Raw genomic sequence first — 17,177 nt, forward strand, 5'->3', positions numbered from 1 at the left:
GGCGTCTATTTCGTGCCGAAGTGGTACTACGACATCGTGTACCAGCTCTGGATGTGGGGCATCCCACCGCACTGACTTTGTAGGTGATGACGATGCTCGACTTGTGGTACGTGCCGTTCCTGAATGACCAGACCAGAGGGTGGCTCTTCGACATCTCCTACCAGCTCTGGAAGCTAGGCGTTTTTCCCGGCCCCCCACCGCCGCCGTGAGCTGATCGACAGTGCTGTTCTTGGAGGTCGCCATGATCGATTTCGTTCGCCGATCAGTCGCCGGCGCGGCCATCGTGGCCGGTTCGGTTCTGGCGCCGACGGCCGCCGCCTCCGCCGCGGTCACCGTTCCGTTCCAGATCAACCCGTACGGCAGGTTCGATTTTCCCGCGGTCCGCTGCGTGGCCGTGGTCGGCGAACAGCCCGGGACAGTGACGATCACCGGTCCGGAGGAACGCAAACGAGATGGCAGATCAGGGTGCCTACAACTGTCCGAAGTGCGCTGGCTGAACCTGTCGAGCGGAGTCTCCCGGCTCCACCCCGATGTCGGCCGGAGTGGACGGATACCCGGCAGCGGTCCTGCCGACCGGGACCGCGCAGGTTGTTGTCGTCGTCGTACACGCCGGCAGCTCGTTCGTCACACCGGGCATCGCAACCGTCTACGTCCCGTAGTCGACGGGAGGACAACGCAACACCTTCCGCGTCTGCATCCCGTGTGACCTCGGCGGACACTGCCCCCTGATTGGAGGCGACTGATGAACGACAACTCCCTGGTGCCACTCAACGGCATCCTCATACCGCAGTGGCTCTACGAGGTGCTGTACCAGGCCTGGCTTGTGTGGGAGCCGCTGGTCGGCCCACCGGTAACCCATTGATCGACCGAGACCGACAGTGGGCCAGCATGTTTCGAACTTTGCTGGCCCACTGTCGTGTGTTCAGTTTGTTTTCAGGGATCGGTCGCCGAGACCGCCGTCAGAACGGACACGGGACGAGCGCCACGGCGCGCCGCCAAGCGGCACGCTTCGCCGGACCGCCTCAGCGGGCCGGCGCGCACTCAACCGGCTGTTCCTTCTTGCCTGAGCGGAGCCCAGGATCGCATCGGTACGCTCGCGCGTATGGGGGAATTACTAGTGCTGATCGTCATGATCGGCCCGTTGGTGCTGTTCGGGTGGGGGGCTATTCGGGCGAAGCGCCGCGGGCTTGGGGGGGTCGTTCGTCGGGCCATTTCAGGAGATGTTCGATCCAGGTGCGGCGCGGGCACAGATCGTCATCGAGGCGAGTGCGGAACTGCCCGATCCTGCGGACTCGGGCGACCCGGACAGCAACGACGATGTGCCGTACGCAGTGGTGCATGAAGGTGTTCGGCTCAACATCAACCCTGGTGCTGCTCGGCGGCGCGGAAGTGACGGGACCACCGAGCGAGCGGGGTGAACGTGTAGGCGGGGACTGAGTCTCGGATTCCGCCGTGAACTCGCGGACACGTAACTCTCGGGCGCGGGATGTGCGGCACGGCGCGCATCCCGCGGTCACCCGAGGACAACAGGCGTGCCGCGAGCTCGAGTCGATGTCGCCTGCGGCGAGGCGGGTGTCACCACCCGTCGGAGTGGATATCGTCTGCATGATGCGGCGATGGGATGTGGGTACAGTCATCCTGGTAGCTGGCCTCGCGGCCGCCGGGTTGGTCTACCTGCACGAGCAGCCCCCGGGTCGACCGGACGCGGCGCAGGTGGTGCCGCAGGTGACCTGCCTGGACCCCGGCATGTTCGCCGGCCACTTCCCGCCGCCGTTGCCGCAGAGCTTCACACCACCTCAACCAGGCACGGTCCCCGACGGTTTCGACCCGGTGACCGTCGTGAAATGCGACTCCCTCGGGGGCGGAACCTACTTCGGCCCAGACGGACAGACTCCCGCCGGGGAGACCGCGATAGTGGATGAAGTGCGGCGCGAGGGTGACCTCGGCGAGCTATTGACCGCACTGTCCGACCGCTCGGATCCGCAGGCGTGGTGGATCGAGGCGGCGTGGGGTGGCAAATCAGGCCGAGGATTCACCGACCGCTGCACCCCCGGCGCGACATGTCCGCTGCTGTGGCTGGTCGACCGCGACGGTCGTGCGATCCGCCCGTGGATTCCACTCGACCGTTCCGGCGAGCAGAGGCTCGATGCCCACTATGCAATCGCGCGCTTCCCAGTCGTCGATCGGACAACGCATCAGCTGGATGTGCCCAGCTCCACGCCCTAATCGGGTAGGCCTCTGGCATGGGGAGACGAGCGGCCGAGACCGCCGTCAGACAGGGAACGGGACGGGCGCCACGGCGGGCCGCCCAGCGGCACGCTTCGCCGGACCGGTCACGGGCCGGCGCGCACCTGGCAGTCACCCGAGGGCGCGACAGGCGCGCCACGGCTGAGGGTCGAAGACGGATGGAGTCGTCCGCTGTCGGCCTAGCTCTAAATGACCGGACAGCGGGCTTCCGCGTCCGTTAGCGTCACTAACCGGACACGGCATCGAGACCCGTTGCCACTGCCGAAGGGGGAAGAGATGAAGAGTGCGATCCACCCCGAGTACACCGTCACGGAAGTGACGTGTAGCTGCGGGAACACTCTCAGCACGCGCAGCACAACCGCCGCGGACAAGATGCATGTCGAGCAGTGCTCGCAGTGCCACCCGTTCTACACCGGGAAGCAGCGGATCCTCGATACCGGTGGCAGGGTTGCTCGGTTCGAAGCCCGCTACGGGAAGCGGAAGGTCACCTAGCTGTGATGTCCAGGGAGGTTGGTCCGGACTCTGTCCGGTGAGTCGACCTGACAGGTGAAGGCCTCCGGTTGTGAAGTGGAGCTGTCTAGGAACCGCTGCACAACCAGGAGGCCTTCGTGTCCCACGCTAACGCAACGCTGACCCCGATCACCCGACTCCGCCTGGCACGACTGATCGTCGAGGACGGCTGGACGTACGCATCAGCCGCGAAAATGTTCATGGTCTCGGCACGGACGGCGAAGAAGTGGGCGGACCGCTACCGCACCGAAGGCATCACGGGGATGGCCGACCGCAGCTCACGCCCGAAGTCGAGCCCGAACAAGACGCCCCTCGAGGTGGTTCGGCGGATCGTGCGGCCCGAGGTGGCGCCACAGGCTCGGCCCGGTCCAGATCGCCGGGCGGCTGGCGATGCCGGCGTCGACGGTCCACGCGGTGCTGGTGCGGTGCCGCATCAACCGGCTCTCGCGTATCGACCGGGTCACCGGGGAACCGTTGCGACGCTACGAACACGACCGCCCCGGGTCGCTGATCCATGTCGATGTCACCAAGTTCGGCAACATCCCCGATGGTGGTGGACACCGCTTCGTCGGCCGCCGGCAAGGCGACAAGAACCGAGAAGCCACCGCGAAGAGGACCGGCCGACGCAACAGCCGCTACGAGCCGAGAACCGGCATCGCGTTCGTGCACACCGTCATCGACGACCACTCCCGTCTCGCCTACGCCGAGATCTGCACCGACGAGAAGGCAGACACCGCCATCGGCGTCCTGCAACGCTCGATCACCTGGTTCGCTGACCACGGCGTGCGCGTCTAGCGCGTGCTGTCCGACAACGGCTCGGCCTACAAGTCCTACGCCTGGCGCGACGCCTGCGCCGAACTCGGCATCACGCACAAACGAACTCGCCCCTACCGCCCCCAGACCAACGGGAAGATCGAACGATTCCACCGCACGCTGGCCGACGGTTGGGCATACGCCCGCTTCTACGAATCAACCACGCAACGCAACGCCGCCCTGCCCGGCTGGCTCCACTTCTACAATCACCACCGACCCCACTCCGCCATCGGCGGCCAGCCGCCAGTCACCAGACTGACCAACGTCCCTGGACATCACACCTAGCCGAAGAGGGGTCGGTGACGCCTGCGGTGAGCGGCGCCACCATCCTTTCGGTGGGGGCGTTCCCTCTCGTTGGTGCTACACCGCCTGGTTTATCAGCACATCGACCTCGCAGCCCGGCATGGTCGGGTCGAATCCGTGCTCGACCAGCCAGCGGACTCCCCGCAGGCTTCGTAACGACCACCACGCACGGATCACGTCGAGGTCGACGTCGGTGCCGTAGCCGGCGACGACGTCGCCGAGGTGTTCCGGGTGTCCGAGCGTCAGAGTCGCGAGGTCGTAGAGGGCATCGCCGCAGGCTGCCTCGGACCAGTCGATCACGCCGGTGATCTGGTCACCGTCGGCGAATACGTGGTCGACCTGGAGGTCGCCGTGCGTGAATACCGGTGTCCACGGTCGCAGCGCAGCCTCGGCGATCCGGCGGTTGCGCGTGACCACCTCGCTGGGGAGGACGCCGTTGGTGACGATCCACGCGCATTCGCGGTCGAGCTGGGATGCGATCTCGTCGAGGTCGTGGCCGGGCCATGGCGGCAGTGGCGAGTCGTGCAGCACCCGTATTGTGGCGCCCGCCGCGGCCCACGCCGCCGACGACGCGGTCGAGGGTTCGCCGAGGCGGCCGAGTGCCGTCCCTGGCAGGGCGGCGAGCGCGAGCACGGGCGGTTTGCGCCACAGGATCTGCGGAGTCGGGATCGGTGCCATGGCCATCGCCTCGACCTCGACGTCGGTGTGGGCCTGACCAGCGTCGATCTTCAGGAATATGTCGCCTACGCGTAGGGTCGCACGCTCGTGATGGGCGACGACGACCTCGACTTGTTCCACGTCGGCCATTATCTCCAGGATAACCAGCACCGTCGCCGGAATTATCGACGGCCGGTCCCCGCCAGAACGGGCACGGGACGGCACCACGGCGGGCCGACGCACACCCAACAGTCACCCCACCACGACATGCACACCACTCAAATCAAGGGCGCTCGAACTGTGCACCGGTTCGCATGCAGTCGGGCACCTGGCCAGTAATGTCCGTTCTGGCCGAAATTTTCCAATAAGGGGGGCAGGGCTGGTGGACCCATCAGAGTTACTGGGGCTGACGATCCCGCTGTCAGCGATGACGCTTCTGGTTGCAGTGGTCGCTGGATTGCTACCTCGACTCGTTGGAGATGTACCGAATCTCGTTGTGGGCATACGCACGAACGCGACGATGTCGAGTCCAGAAGCGTGGCAGTTTGCCCATGAGGTTGCGCGGCCTTTCTTCTGCCGGACGGTGTGGACAGCCGTCGTGGGATTGTGCATTCAGGTAGTCATCGGAGTCATGGCCGGTTTCGGATCCGTGGTGTCAGCTGTCGCTGCAGCGATCGTGTGTGCGGCGGCATTCACCGTCCTGATCGCTGGGGCATTAAAGGGCAACGCCGCAGCGAAGACCCTAAGTCGTTAAACCGCCGGTCGGAGGGCGCTGGGTGCGGGCACGGGACGGCCACCCGCGATAGCGACGCCGGACTGTTGAAAGGCGCGTGACGCATCCAGATCTGCGTGATCACAGGCACTCGAACGGTGTGACTACCGACCGGTCAGGCAAACGAGTCCACCTGTGCCCCAGCTCTGCACGTCATTGGTGAACACCCTTCTCTCTCTTCTCTCTCTTGCTTGGTCTCCTCTCTCTTCCTCCCCGGTGGGGGTGTTCACACATCAGATGCCGTTGAGTTCACCAATCGGTGCGTTGTTCGCACGAATCTCGTTTTTCTTGGCACTCTGCGGTGATACGACGCAAACCATTGTTTGGTTCCGTGCGGAAACGGCATGCGGGTTCGGGGTTGGTCCTCGTCGCGGATCGCGACGGTCTTGCAGCACGCGCACGGATCGTCGGCGGTTGCGCTGCGCGGTCGGGTGTTCGTAGCCGAGCTCATCGATCGTGGGCAGTCCCCCAGCCCCTACCCGGCCTGATGGATCGCGAACTTCGCCGTCGTCGCTGGATCGACCCCGCCGGCCGGGCGGGACGGCCCGAGGAAGACGCAACGGGTCGTGCACTTCCTGGCCGCCGACGCCTCCTCCTACATCACCGGACAGGTGTGGAGCGTCAACGGCGGCATGGACATGTGATCCTGACCCAACCCGAATATCCACCCTGGTCTAGCCTCGGTGGGGCGAGGAAAATAGGGACGATGGTCGACATCTATGAGGTACCCGCAGGAGAGCCACGGCTGACGTCATTCCTCCAGGCGCAGCACACCGCCCAGATCGCCCGGCGCGGCGAATTGGTCGACGCACGCGACCGCCCGGCCCTGATCGCATCGGACGACGACGAGACGGTCGGGGTGCTGATCTACGACATCGACGGCACGAACTGCGAAATCGTGAACATGCGCGCATCCGGCCAATGGGGCGGCGTCGGCACCGCACTCATCGAACGCATCGCCCAAGTCGCCCGTGCACAAGGCTGTTCGCGACTGTGGTTGGTCACGACGAACGACAACCTCGACTCGATGCAGTTCTACCAGCGGCGCGGTTTCCGCCTGTCGGCCGTTCGATGCGGCGCAGTGGACGAGGCGAGACGGACCCTGAAGCCGGACATCCCCGACGTGGGCTACTACAAGATCCATATTCGGGATGAAATCGAGTTCGAGCGCGACCTCGAGCCCGCGTAGGCGAACCCGCCCCGAAAGTACCCCTCACGCTGAATCCGAATCAGGGACCAGCCGAGCTGGAACGAGGGCAATGGCTGGCGAAGTCAGCGAGATGATCCGCCGCCGCTCCCTCGACGCTGACGACGAGCCGGCCGAGGAGTACAGCATCGACCGGCTCCATCTGAAAATGCTGGCTGCAAACGGGATTATGACGCTTACGTGCAGTGGCCCAGTTTCCGTCCCACCGGATCGCGAGCTGTCGGCTGTCCGACCCCGATGGTCCCGGCGGCATCCACGCGCCAGCGCAAGCCAGAGCTGACCCCGTGATCTGAGTCCTCTCGAAAAGGGCAAAGGTCCCATATACCCCTGGGCGGGGCGTGAGGCCGGTCGGCCGCCGTGGTTTATCAGTTGATGGCACCAGGTCCGGCGGCGATTGCACGAGTGGTCGTAGTAGGCCCATCGGCAGCTCGGCTCCCGGCAGGCCTTCAGCCGCGTCCACGTGCCTTCGGCCATCCGGCAGGCGGTCACGGGGTACCAGGTCGCGTCCTCGGACGGAGGCACCACCTATCTGGAGGACTCGGACAAGACCGGCCTCGGCCTGTCCCTGCAGGTCGTGCCCAAAGGCCAGGAAGGCAAGAACCGGCTGCACCTGGAACTGTTCACCGATGATCTGGCGGGCGAGGTCGACCGGACCCCTCGGCGCGACCGAAGTGCAGCGACTTCGACGGGTGGGTCGTGCTGGCCGACCCCGAGAGCAACCAGTTCTGCGTCGTCGCCACATAGACGCCCCCGCCAACGCGATCGCGGGTATCCCACCACCTCAGAAGGGACAGATATGGCCTCCGTGCAGAAAGAGATCATCATCGATGCCGACCCCGCGGCCGTGTGGGCGATCATCAGCGACTTCTCCGACGGCCCCATTCGGATGGCACCCGGCTTCGTCACCGACAGCCGGCTCGAGGAAGGCCAGTGCCCGATCGATATCGGTGACTGAGATGTAGACGTGGTCGATCACTGCGCGCTCTCTTTCCATGCCGCGGTGTAGGGAAGCGGATGAATATTCGGCACACGGTCCGCGATCTACACCATTCTCACCGGAAACCGCGAGTTGATCTGCGGGTAATACTGCGCTGCTGCTGTTCTCGCCGATCGAACACGCCCGCGTGTCTAACAGCCGTTTGATCGGCGTAGCGGCCTATGGTCGATTTGTCAGATTCATCTGATTCGCGCGTGTGCCCGCTGGTTGTCGTGTGATGGAGGTCGGGGTTTCTATGGTGGATACGAGCATGTCGAACGGTCGGTACGGCGACGTGGTTTTCGCTCATGCGCGCAGTGACGAGCGTGATCGCTTGGACGCGCTCACCCGTTCACTCGATGAGATCTCGTTCGCGCGGCTCGACGCGCTGCCGATTCGGCCGGACTCGCGGTGTTTGGATATCGGCGCGGGTACCGGCACGGTTGCCGCCTCCCTTGCCGACCGTGCCGCTTCGGGACACGTCATCGCTCTCGATCGCAGTACTGCCCTTCTGGATCCGAATGCTCGCGAGAACCTCGAGGTGGTGGAGGCGGACATCACCACGGCGGAGTTCCCACCCGGAAGTTTCGATGTGATCCATGCGCGCTTGGTCCTCCAGCACATCTCCGATCGGGAAGAGGTCATCAGTCGTGCGGTGTCGTGGTTGGCGCCGGGCGGCTGGATCCTGTTGAGCGAGGGCATCGACCCCTTCAGTGCCACCTCTCCGAACAACCTCTACAGCAGGCTGATGGCGGGGTTCGTGGACGCCCTCTACCGGACGATGGGCACCGATATGAACTGCGCGCGCAGCTACCCGGCCGTGCTTGCCGAACACGGGATCGTGAACATCGGCATTGATGCGCACGTACCGCCGGTCAGTGGCGGCAGCCCGACGGCAGACTTCTTTAGTCTGAGCTGCGGTCAACTGCGTGAGCCGATCATTGCTGCGGGCCACCTCGACAACGACGAGTTCGACGCAGCCATGGCGCTGCTCGACGACCCGACCTTCGTCGATCTCGCGACCGGAATGATGTCGGTGTGGGGACAGCGGGCCTGACCGTCAGCGCGTCGGGGCTGCGGGCGTCGGCCTCGCGCATCGCGCGATAGCCCGCCACCATCACCGACCCTCCGGAACACGAACTGCGGTAACGGTGGGGAGACGGTCTGCGGTGCGTCCGTCGAGGCGCTCAGGGCGCGTTCAGTGGACGCGTGCGTAGCGACGCCCGACTGTTCGAAGAGGAGCGCAACGGCGTCCGGATCTGCGTGATCAGAGGTGCTCGATCGTTCTGATTACCGACCAGTCAGCTAAGCGAGTCCACGGGCGCCCCAACTGGACACGTCATTGGTAAACCACCTATTGGATTCGCGAACAGTTTCGGACGCCGGTTCCCTGTCGACTTGGGCCTCTTCGACCCGATTGCGCGTCGATTGGTATGCAGACTGAGCGAGTTTCGCTCCCACGGCGGCCACGGAGGTCGCTTCCGCGCCGTAGTCGAGGTCGAGCCGCGGCGGCTCGGGAACTCTATGGTGGTCAGCACATGACTACGGCAGAAGCATTGTTGGCTGGCCCACGAGGGCGTCGGATGCTGCTCGCCTACGCAAGGGCGGCCGAACGAATTCTGCAACCCGAGTTTCGGAGCGACTCGTTCGATCACGCGGTATCCCTGGCGTCCTATCACCTCGAGTCCGGTCGAGGAGGCGCACGCGTGATGTACGGTCCCGGCGCGGAAGAGGCTCGGCAGACGATCCTCACTGCAGACGACGTGGCGCACCGCCTGTCCGAGGTGCCGCTTCCCGAGGTGACGGCGGTTGCACTCCGTTCGGCCCTCGCCGATGCCGCGGACACGGCGTGCTACTGGCACGACCCGGCCGGTGAAGACATCCTCGTCGACGCCCAGCCAGTGCAGCGTGAGCTTCGACGGGTCGCCGAGCACGTCGCACGATCCCCGCATGCGCAGTGGTGGACGACCACGCCCGCTGCGACCGACCAGTGGTTGGTGAGCTGGAGTGCGGACGGTACGGATTCCGTTGACTCAACGACCGCAGAGCTGTTGCGTGACTACCGTAATCGGACTGTCGCGGAGGAAGTGCGAGCAGAACGCGATCGTCCAGCGGATCCGTCGGCGAACTGGTCGGGCTGGTGGTGGTCGACTCCACCTACACGGTGTTCGACCCGGCTCTTGTTCGACGGGACCCCGGCCGGCTTGTGGTTCGTCGAGGACAGCATGGGATGGGAGCGCGCCATCACGCGACGAGTGAACATCCCCGACGGCGTCCGCGTGTACGAGGTCGACGGTGCGCAGGCGTGGGCACAACTCTGCAGACAGTTCCCCGTCGAGGTCACCGCGCAGAAGAGACATGACTGGTACCGCACCACCGGACGATCAGGACGATGGGTCATCCCCGACTGGCCGCAGCTGTCCGAACGATACGAAGGTGTCCACCTCACCACGGCGGGATACCTCGCGGCAGCGGGCACCGCGATTGCCGTCGACGCCGAGACCGCAAGTGTCATCGCGGGATGGGCGCCCGACGAAACCTACTGGCTCACAGACTCCGTCAACCTCGACGGCGACACTTCCCGGACCTGGGTGTGCGACACCACTGGGAGGCAACCTTCCTGGAGCGAAGAAGCTCACCGCTGAGGACCGACTGCAATGGCCGCAGAGGCGACGCGGGCGCTGCTTGACCAGGTCTCACACTGACCGCCCCGAGCTGAGGACACCTCGCACCCCGTCCTGCTCCACTCCGTCCGCAGCCGTTCGGGTTCCGCCCGGACCGAGCGGCCAACGGCCGCACCGACCTTTCCCTCCCCATACCTGAGCGTGACACAGCCAGCACTAGCGGCTAGTTTTTTCGGCGTTCGGCGGATGTCGCCGTGACAGCCACTATCACTTGAAGGAGTTAGCTATGGGTTCGTCCCCCGAGTTCACGCTGGTCGACCACATTGCCGGATTTGCCAGCTGGGCTTTCGGAAGTCTCGTCATCCTCGGCGTCGCCGGTGTCGTCGCCGGTGCACTGCGCGCCGCTAGCTGACCGACACGCGAAACGGCCTTCGCGCCGCTCTCACGATGTCTCATCCCGGCGGTGCGATGGTTCGGGGTTCTGGCTTTCCTCGTGCTGCCGAAGGTGCTCGGCGGCTAGTTATAGCCCGGCCAGGACGTTGGTAGAGGGCGTATGGGCTTGATGTGAAGAGAACCTCCGGTCGGGAGTGCTTGTCGAAGGCCCACTTCCAACCGGAGGTTCTCGTGTCCCACCGTAATGGCCGCACCACCCGTCTCGGGAGACTGCTCATCGTCGAGCGCTATCGGGACCGCTGGCCAGAGACCCACATCTGCCCGTGGCAGAACGGGGCGGCAGGGTCGAACGCCTCAACCGGACCCTGCAAATCGAGTGGGCCTACTGACAGGTCTTCACCAGGAACCCCTACACGCCTACGCGCTTGAACCCTGGCTCGAGTACTACAACACTCGACGACGCCACAGCGCACTCGGAGGACTACCACCGATCAGCCGACTGGCACCAACCTGATGGCCGAGTACAGCTGATATGTAGAGAAGCTTTGTCAAGAGGGCATGGTGAGGCGCCGCCGGGGAGCGACCCCGACGGCGCCTCGTTGCTTCCTCGCCCGAGCCGTGTGGTGAGCGTGTCGGTGGGCGACGCGCGGTCAGTCTGATATGCGCGGGTTGGCTACCGCAGGACGGTGTTTCGGCTGGATCGCATCCGCGTGTCTAGAGTCGAGCGTCGACCCGGCAGGGTCTGCTCATAGTTGTGTCGCGGGTCGATCCACGCGCTGCTACCACCGGCCCGGGAAGGAAGCCGATCAGGTTGGACGGTCAGTCGTCCATGACCGCCAACGACCAGCACCAACCGGCCAGCTCGCGGGCGATCGCCACGTTCGCCACCGTCGAGCGCTTGCGGCGTTCGAGGAAACCCACCCAACGCTGGTGCAGGCGACGGTTGCCCTCGTCCCCACGGGCCCGGGCGGCTGCCGGCGCCTGATCCCACCTCGAACGCATCACCGCACCGACGTGATACCGCGGCCGGTGGTGCCAGGCCGCCTCGACCAGCAGCCTGCGGGCGTGGGTGTTCCCGGTCTTGGTGATGGCGCCCTGCACACGTGACGGACCCGACGAGTACTCCGACGGCACCAACCCGACGAAGGATCCGATCGTGTTGCCGGTGAACCGATTCCAGTCCCCGATCTCCACCGCCAACCCGAACCCGGTCAAGGTGCTCACCCCACGCAGACAGCACATCCGGTGGACGGTCGGGGTGAACTCGCTCGCCGTGGCCATCTCCTCGATCGCGGTGTCGAGTCGCCGGCGCCGGGCCTGCATCGTCAAGACGTGGTCGTAATCGGCGTCGAACGCCATCCGCGTCGCGGGTGAGGTCAACTGCGGTGCCGCTTCGGTGCGCAGCCACCGGTCGTGCGCTCCGGTCCAGGCGGCGCCGCCGTAGTAGACGATGCCGTGCCGCAGCAGCAGTTTCGACAGGCGATGCCGCGCCCGCATGAGATCACCGCGGCAGTCTTCACGGGCCCGCACGAGATCGCGGGCCGCTTCCTGATCCGCGGTCGGGATCGACACCGAGGTGATCTCGTCGAGGCGCAGCAACCGTGCCAGATGCACCGCGTCCCGGGCGTCGGTCTTGACCCGGTCCCCGGGCGGTTTCTGCAGCTTCGAGGGTGCGGCGACCTCGCACCGGACCCCGGCGGCGGTCAACGCCCGATACAACCCGAAGCCGGTCGGACCGGCCTCGTAGACCGCCGCTGCCGGTCCCGGCAGGTCCGCGATCCAGGACCGGATGTGCTCGTAGGACGGGGTCAACCGGGCCGAGAACACCTCACCCGTGACACCGTCGATGGCCGCTGCCGCGACCGAACGTGCATGCACGTCCAGTCCAACGCTCGTACGCTCGGTAAACACCGGGGCCTCCCACAATTGTCGGATAGGCCGAACAGACAGGTTCGTCTGCTCGGTAACCCACGAATCTTGTGCGTGAGGCCCCGGCCCGCAAGAGCGGTCCACAGCCGGCCCTTCCGGGGCGTTTCTCGATCACTGCCGACCCGCCCGGCGCAGGCTGTCGATGTCAACGTGGAGCACGCGCAGCGCAGCGAGCATGAACGACGTTGACGTCGGCCCCGTGCCGGGCGCACCCTCACCGATCGAGGGGCGCCGACCTACTCGGGGCGAACTCACGACAAGTCGTGTGTCACTCCATACCGTCTAGCCGGTCATAGCGCCGATGGCCCCGGTGAAGTAGGGCACAAGCCAGATCGTCCACACGACCAGGCTGAACTGGTGGAACTTCGCCTTCTCGGATGGGCGATCGCGGAGCAGGACGATGACGGCCCACACCAGGTGAATGGCCATGAGCACGATCGCCAAGGCTCCGGTGACGATCATGATCTTGTTGAATGTGGATGTTCCGGTGTCCGACGAGTCGTCGGAGATTTGGCTCATCAGGAAGGTGCCGGTTGCGTCGCAGACAAGGCCCAATGTGAAGGCGCCGGCATGCCACCACTTCAGGGTCTTCTGGATGCGTTCCGACCACACGCCGATGGAGTAGAAAGCCAGGGCAAGCGTGATGACGATGATCGCGGTGGCCAGCATGCCCTGAGACTAGCGGGGGCTCTGTCGCCGATCCGCATATGACCCAGTACCACCGCCATTGGTGAACACTCCTCATTTGCGAAAGCCCTGGGCTTTGTTCACGCGGCTCGCCTCCAGGTAAGCCGGTATCGAGGAGCCGCATCTCCGTCCGTGCGAGGTCAGACCTGGGAAAGCTGCAGCTTTCGACTGGTCGGCTCCAGCCGCACGTCCGAGGCGGTAGGCAGGGCCAGGAGGCATTACCCCGTCAGGTTGGCGAACGGACGCTTCGAGTGCTCGGCGACGAACTGGGTGATCATGTCCCGCTCCACGATCCGCGCCACGGCGTCCGGCGTGGACATCCATCCAACGAGAAGGTCTGTGCTGTCAGCGAGCTGCCAGATGTAGCGCCCACCCCAATGCCCTACCGGTTCGCCTGCTCCGTGACGGCGGTACTCATCGAGACGCTTGCGGATGCCCCGCCGGCCAGTGCTGCCGCCACTGGCCTTTCCTACGTAGACCAGAGGTACCCCCGCCACCCAGGACTGCTCGAGGGTCTCCACCGTGACGGACGGGTCTTTCCCCTTGAATCGGCCTGACGGATTCGCCCCGAGAAAGACCGGGTCGGATTGGCTTGGCCTCACCACCACGTACACACCAGGGCCAGCGGGAACGTTGGATGCCGGAAGGTCAGCGAAGGGCACAAATCCGGAGAATCCCCGATCGGCCAGTCCTCTTCGAGTCCATTTCACACAGATGATCTTGGCTGGACATCCCGACATCTGCGATCGCTGCCACATGTTGGGCGAGGGAGTCGCTCACGATGGACCCGAGCACGATGACGTATTCGAGTCGCTGGTCGGCGCTCGCTCCGCGATGCTGCGGATCCTGCGAGCCGCCGCGGTGGCTCGACGCAGCAGGAGACACGCCCAGCGCCCATGGGAAGATCCAGATCCTCACCTGCGCAGCAGTATCCGCACATACCGGCCCTACGTGATGAACACGGCGCATCGTGGGATGCTGGGCGAATGAAAATTTCACATCGATTGACTTCAGCCGCGGGCGCCGGGCTCATGGGCGCTGCGATGGTCGTGGCGGCGCCGGGGACGGCCAGTGCCGACGCTGATCCTTGCCAGCTCGGGTGGTCGAATGTGGGACCACGAACGTGCGCCATGACAGACGTCGGGATGGCCCCGGTGTGGACGCTGGGGAACGGTATCTGCGCCGGCATGCTGACCGCCTCCGGGAATGCGTTCGACGGACCCCTGTGGGAGTACTCCGCCGCTCGGGGCGCTGTCCATTCCGTCGAATTGCGCGTCTCGCAGGGCTTCTCACCGCTGGGCGAGTGGGCGTCGACCGCCCTGGCCTGCGACCTGACCGCGATCATCGATTGGCAGAACCTCGACACCGGTGAAAGCGGCACGGTGAGTCGGTACGTGCCGGCGACCAATACGAGCACCTTCCCGATGTACGTGTATGTGGGCACGGGCCCGGGACGGGTTCGGCTCACGATGCGGACCGACCACCCGAGCATTCCGGTTTCGACGGACGTGGTCGTCCCCTGACGTCGCCGCGCACGCGGTGACGGCCTTCCGGTTCGTCACCGGCACCGGAGTGATGCTGTGCACCAAGTGATCACGGGCACCATCGAATGGTGGGTGCCGACGCGCAGGCCGGGCCCCGCCGGTCCGGCTGCGCAAGCGGCGATCGACATCAGCGGGCCGCTCTCGATGCTCGTCAGGCGTCGAGTCGACCCGCGAGCAAGGCCGCCAGGTTGCCGACCGGGTCGGCGGATCCGGAGCCGGGAACGTTGCCGAGCCATGCCTGCTCGGCGTCGCGAACGGTCGCCGACAGGCGCGCGTGCAACTGCCGGCCCCGCGCACTGGGATGCACGCGCACTTTGCGACGGTCATCGGCGTCGACCTCGCGGTAGACGGCGGCGATCGACACCAGCCGATCGACGACTCGTGTCAGCGTCGGCGCCGGTATCCGCGTACGCTCGCGCAGTTCAGCCATGGTCGCGCCGGGGCGCTCGGCCAGCGTGTCGAGCACCAGGTAATGGTCGACGTTCAGGTTGTCCGCAGCGAGGGCGTCGTCCGCCGCCTGGGCCGCGACCCTCGCCGTCCGGAGAAGCGCGACGGTCACCGAGACGTCATCCAGCGCGATGGCACTCTTGTCCGACACGACCCTCTCCCGAGCTGTTGCGCAGTTCACACTCCACGGGCAATACTTTCAAATGAAATGATAGCGCACCTGCAGTACACCGCATGCGATGCCGCGGAGACGTCGACGTGAGCGTCGCACTCGCCCGCGCCACGCAGTGGCGGGTGGCGATGGTGGTGCCGCTCCAGGGGCCCGCGGGCCTGTTCGGGCCGTCGTGCGAGGCGATCGGCGAATTGGCCGCACACGACATCAACAGTGCGGGAGGCATCCTCGGACGCGAGGCCGCCATCCACGTCGTGGACGGCGGCCGCGCGCCCGAGCTGATCGCGGAGGAGGTGAACCGACTGGTCTCCGCGGGCGCGATCGACGCGGTCAGCGGATGGCACATCTCGTCGGTGCGGCATGCGCTCGCGCCGGTCGTCGCCGGCCGTGTCCCGTACTCCTACACCTCGCTGTACGAGGGCGGCGAGACACGGAACGGCATCTTCTGCTGCGGCGAGACACCGCGTCAGCAGATCGCTCCCGCGCTGAAATGGTTGCGCGACAACGTCGGCACCCGCCGGTGGTTCGTCGTCGGCGACGACTACGTGTGGCCGCACGGGTCGCTCGGCGCCGTCCGCTCGTACGCGCACGAACTGGATCTGCGGATCGTGGGCGAGTCGTTCGTCGACCTCGGCCGCGGCAACATGAACCGGGTCGTCGACACGGTCGCGACGTCGGACTGCGACGGAGTCCTCATGCTCCTGGTCGGGCAGGACGCCGTCGACTTCAATCGAGCCTTCGCGCGACGCGGACTGGACGAGCGCATCCTCCGGTTCAGTCCGCTCATGGAGGAGAACATGCTCCTGGCGAGCGGCCCCCGCGCGACCCGGAACCTGTTCGCGGCGGCCGCCTACTTCCGCTCACTCGTCGACGCCGATTCGATGGACCTCGTCGGCCGCTACGTGGCCCTGCACGGCGCGGCCGCGCCGCCACTCAACAACGCCGCGGAGTCCTGCTACGAGGGCATCCAGACCCTCGCGCACCTCATCCATCGCGCGGGCACCACATCCCCGGACGCGCTCGACGCCGCCGTGGACGGGGCCGCCTACAACGGACCCCGCGGTACGGTCGAGTTCCGAAACCGGGTGGCGCGTCAGCGAATTCATCTCGCCGTGGCGAACGGCCTCGACTTCGACGTCGTCACCACACTCTGATCACCCCCCTCTTGACACTGTGTCGCCCGTCACTTACTTTCATTTGAAATCATTCCATTTGAAAGCGATTCGAGGTGTCCGATGGGCAGTGTCGGTCTGCTCTACGTGGGTGCGGTCCTGTTCGTCAACGGGCTGATGCTGCTCGGTGCGGTGCCGCCGAAGTCGGCGGCGATCCTGAACCTGTTCGTCGGCGCGCTCCAGTGTGTGATTCCGACGGTGATGCTGATCGAGGCCGACGGGGACGCCGGAGCGATCCTGGCCGCGTCCGGTCTCTACCTGTTCGGCTTCACGTACCTGTATGTCGGGATCGGGAACCTCGCGGACCTCGATCCTCGCGGCCTGGGCTGGTTCTCGGCCTTCGTCGCCGCCGCCGCGGTCGTCTACAGCCTCGTGGCGTTCACCGTCGTCCACGACCCGGTGTTCGGCGTCATCTGGCTCGCCTGGGCCGGGCTGTGGACCCTGTTCTTCCTGGTCCTCGGCGCCGGGTGTGAGGACCTCACCCGATTCACGGGATGGACGGCCCTGCTGCTCAGCCAGCCCACCTGCACCCTGCCGGCCTTCCTCGCCCTCACCGGCAATCTCCCCACGTCCCCCGGAGTCGCCGCGCTCTGGGCGGCCGGCCTGGCCGTGCTCGTCGCGCTCGCCGCCGCGCTGGGCCGACCCGCTGTCAGCCACCGGGCGTCCCTCGATCCCGAACTCAGCTCCACCTCCCACTAGCTCTGCCACACAACGCAATCCACGA

Annotated in this window: 17 protein-coding genes and 3 pseudogenes; 15 read left to right on the top strand and 5 right to left on the bottom strand. The window is 65.8% G+C overall.

Annotated elements, in window-relative coordinates:
* Positions 1–530: 530 nt before the first annotated feature.
* The 4 genes and pseudogenes from ABTV10_RS21690 to ABTV10_RS21705 all read left to right on the top strand — a co-directional run bounded on the left by ABTV10_RS21690 (position 531) and on the right by ABTV10_RS21705 (position 3,855).
* A complete protein-coding gene (locus ABTV10_RS21690; RefSeq protein WP_499030296.1) occupies positions 531–659 on the top strand; it encodes a hypothetical protein in 129 nt (42 codons plus the stop codon).
* Positions 660–1,623: 964 nt separating this feature from the next.
* Entirely contained in the window at positions 1,624–2,226 is a 603-nt protein-coding gene (locus tag ABTV10_RS21695; RefSeq protein WP_499030299.1) for a hypothetical protein, read from the top strand.
* A gap of 297 nt (positions 2,227–2,523) precedes the next feature.
* Positions 2,524–2,739, top strand: coding sequence for a 50S ribosomal protein L31 (rpmE, locus tag ABTV10_RS21700; RefSeq protein WP_499030301.1), 216 nt, complete (start codon positions 2,524–2,526; stop codon positions 2,737–2,739).
* A gap of 116 nt (positions 2,740–2,855) precedes the next feature.
* Positions 2,856–3,855 (top strand): annotated as a pseudogene (locus ABTV10_RS21705) (IS481 family transposase).
* A 75-nt stretch (positions 3,856–3,930) separates the two neighbouring features.
* Here ABTV10_RS21705 and ABTV10_RS21710 read toward each other — a convergent pair.
* Complete coding sequence (locus ABTV10_RS21710) at positions 3,931–4,680, bottom strand: phosphotransferase family protein (RefSeq protein ID WP_499030304.1); 750 nt, start codon at positions 4,678–4,680, stop codon at positions 3,931–3,933.
* 277 nt (positions 4,681–4,957) lie between these two features.
* Between ABTV10_RS21710 and ABTV10_RS21715 the strand changes: the two genes are divergently transcribed.
* Positions 4,958–5,284 (top strand): SdpI family protein, encoded by a 327-nt coding sequence (locus ABTV10_RS21715; protein ID WP_499035228.1) that lies wholly within the window; start codon positions 4,958–4,960, stop codon positions 5,282–5,284.
* 658 nt (positions 5,285–5,942) lie between these two features.
* Complete coding sequence (locus ABTV10_RS21720; RefSeq protein ID WP_499030306.1) at positions 5,943–6,491, top strand: GNAT family N-acetyltransferase; 549 nt, start codon at positions 5,943–5,945, stop codon at positions 6,489–6,491.
* A 24-nt stretch (positions 6,492–6,515) separates the two neighbouring features.
* Here the strand turns inward: ABTV10_RS21720 and ABTV10_RS21725 are convergent, their stop codons facing one another.
* On the bottom strand, positions 6,516–6,983 hold the full coding sequence (locus ABTV10_RS21725) for a CGNR zinc finger domain-containing protein (protein WP_499030308.1): 468 nt from the start codon (positions 6,981–6,983) through the stop codon (positions 6,516–6,518).
* Here ABTV10_RS21725 and ABTV10_RS21730 point away from each other — a divergent pair.
* The 6 genes and pseudogenes from ABTV10_RS21730 to ABTV10_RS21755 form a co-directional block, all read left to right on the top strand.
* Positions 6,970–7,149, top strand: a pseudogene (locus ABTV10_RS21730) (VOC family protein); the annotation flags it as partial. The gene ABTV10_RS21725 and the pseudogene ABTV10_RS21730 sit on opposite strands and share 14 nt — an antisense overlap.
* A 156-nt stretch (positions 7,150–7,305) precedes the next feature.
* Positions 7,306–7,464, top strand: coding sequence for an SRPBCC family protein (locus ABTV10_RS21735; protein WP_499035247.1), 159 nt, complete (start codon positions 7,306–7,308; stop codon positions 7,462–7,464).
* 292 nt (positions 7,465–7,756) lie between these two features.
* Complete coding sequence (locus ABTV10_RS21740; protein ID WP_499030310.1) at positions 7,757–8,542, top strand: class I SAM-dependent methyltransferase; 786 nt, start codon at positions 7,757–7,759, stop codon at positions 8,540–8,542.
* A 649-nt stretch (positions 8,543–9,191) separates the two neighbouring features.
* Positions 9,192–10,130 carry a hypothetical protein gene (locus tag ABTV10_RS21745; protein WP_499030312.1) on the top strand — a complete coding sequence of 313 codons (939 nt, stop codon included), beginning with the start codon at positions 9,192–9,194 and terminating at the stop codon, positions 10,128–10,130.
* Positions 10,131–10,395: 265 nt separating this feature from the next.
* Positions 10,396–10,521: a hypothetical protein gene (locus ABTV10_RS21750; RefSeq protein WP_499030315.1), complete on the top strand. Its 126-nt coding sequence runs from the start codon at positions 10,396–10,398 to the stop codon at positions 10,519–10,521.
* Positions 10,522–10,813: 292 nt separating this feature from the next.
* Positions 10,814–11,016: pseudogene (locus tag ABTV10_RS21755) on the top strand (integrase core domain-containing protein); the annotation flags it as partial.
* A 305-nt stretch (positions 11,017–11,321) separates the two neighbouring features.
* Here ABTV10_RS21755 and ABTV10_RS21760 read toward each other — a convergent pair.
* Both ABTV10_RS21760 and ABTV10_RS21765 read right to left on the bottom strand, forming a co-directional pair.
* Positions 11,322–12,380 (bottom strand): IS110 family RNA-guided transposase, encoded by a 1,059-nt coding sequence (locus ABTV10_RS21760; RefSeq protein ID WP_499030318.1) that lies wholly within the window; start codon positions 12,378–12,380, stop codon positions 11,322–11,324.
* A 333-nt stretch (positions 12,381–12,713) separates the two neighbouring features.
* The gene (locus ABTV10_RS21765; protein WP_499030320.1) at positions 12,714–13,100 is read right to left on the bottom strand and encodes an HsmA family protein; all 387 of its coding nucleotides are present in this window, start codon (positions 13,098–13,100) and stop codon (positions 12,714–12,716) included.
* 1,148 nt (positions 13,101–14,248) lie between these two features.
* On the opposite strand from ABTV10_RS21765, the gene ABTV10_RS21770 reads away from it, so the two are divergent.
* Positions 14,249–14,641, top strand: a complete 393-nt coding sequence (locus ABTV10_RS21770; RefSeq protein WP_499030323.1) for a hypothetical protein — start codon at positions 14,249–14,251, stop codon at positions 14,639–14,641.
* Between the two features lie 172 nt (positions 14,642–14,813).
* Here the strand turns inward: ABTV10_RS21770 and ABTV10_RS21775 are convergent, their stop codons facing one another.
* Positions 14,814–15,260: a MarR family transcriptional regulator gene (locus tag ABTV10_RS21775; protein WP_499030325.1), complete on the bottom strand. Its 447-nt coding sequence runs from the start codon at positions 15,258–15,260 to the stop codon at positions 14,814–14,816.
* Positions 15,261–15,367: 107 nt separating this feature from the next.
* On the opposite strand from ABTV10_RS21775, the gene ABTV10_RS21780 reads away from it, so the two are divergent.
* Complete coding sequence (locus tag ABTV10_RS21780; protein ID WP_499030327.1) at positions 15,368–16,435, top strand: substrate-binding domain-containing protein; 1,068 nt, start codon at positions 15,368–15,370, stop codon at positions 16,433–16,435.
* 81 nt (positions 16,436–16,516) lie between these two features.
* The gene (locus tag ABTV10_RS21785) at positions 16,517–17,152 is read left to right on the top strand and encodes an AmiS/UreI family transporter (protein WP_499030329.1); all 636 of its coding nucleotides are present in this window, start codon (positions 16,517–16,519) and stop codon (positions 17,150–17,152) included.
* Positions 17,153–17,177 lie beyond the last annotated feature (25 nt).

It is taken from the genome of Paraburkholderia sp. RHO2, from assembly GCF_050955445.1.
Classification (GTDB): domain Bacteria; phylum Actinomycetota; class Actinomycetes; order Mycobacteriales; family Mycobacteriaceae; genus Prescottella; species Prescottella agglutinans_A.